This is a genomic window from Mesorhizobium sp. M7A.T.Ca.US.000.02.2.1 (assembly GCF_003996995.1).
In the GTDB taxonomy this organism is placed as follows: Bacteria; Pseudomonadota; Alphaproteobacteria; order Rhizobiales; family Rhizobiaceae; genus Mesorhizobium.
In genome coordinates, this window is record NZ_RZTT01000846.1 from 1 (window position 1) to 763 (window position 763).

1 protein-coding gene is annotated in these 763 nt (G+C 60.6%); it reads right to left on the reverse strand.

From position 1 onward, the window contains the following. Nucleotides 1-724: acyltransferase family protein (locus tag EOD15_RS35050; RefSeq protein ID WP_148129843.1), on the reverse strand; the 724-nt coding region annotated here is incomplete at its 3' end. Nucleotides 725-763: the final 39 nt, after the last annotated feature.

Below are 763 nucleotides of genomic sequence, written 5' to 3' on the forward strand. Positions count from 1 at the left end.
GCATCCAGCGCTGCGTCACCGACAGCGTTCCGCAGGAGATCAGGAACGCGGCGGCGAGCAGCAGCAGGGCCGGCACAGAACGGCCATGCGAATGGATGTGGTGGACCAGCACGCCGGCGGTGAAGAACGGGCCGAACTCGGTGAGGAACAGCAGCCTGGCTCCGCCGCTGCCGATAAAGAACTCGTTCAAGGCCGAGATCGCCAGCCAGATGAAGATCAGCTCCAGCTTGCGTTTCTGGAAGAGCCCGGTGAACAGGGCCAGCGTGATCCATCCGTAGAACACCAGTTCAAGCACGATCGACCAGTAGACGCCGTCCATGAAGGGTTGGCCGAAGGCCGGCGCGAACATCGACAGGTTGGCGACATACTGGCTGAAAGAGGCTGGAAGCAACGGTGTGCCGGCAAGGGTGAGAACTGCGAAGGTGATCGTCATGCAGAACAGAAAACCCGGATAGAGGCGAACGAACCGCGCGATCGCAAACTGATCCCAGCTCCGGTTTTCCGCCGACCAGGCAATGACGAAACCGCTGATCAGGAAGAACAGATTGACGCCGAGATAGCCGTAGAGGGCGAACGGTGCGGCAAGCGGATAGCCCTGCGCGAGGTAGCCTTCGGCGGCCGCGCCGCGAAAGAAATAGTGAAAGAACACGACGGCAAGTGCTGCCGCCAGCCTGAGCAGGTCCAGCGTCGCGATGTAATTTTGTTCCGCAGATCTGGTGTTCATCCGCATTTCCCCGCATCTCCGGTCCGCAAACCATAGAGC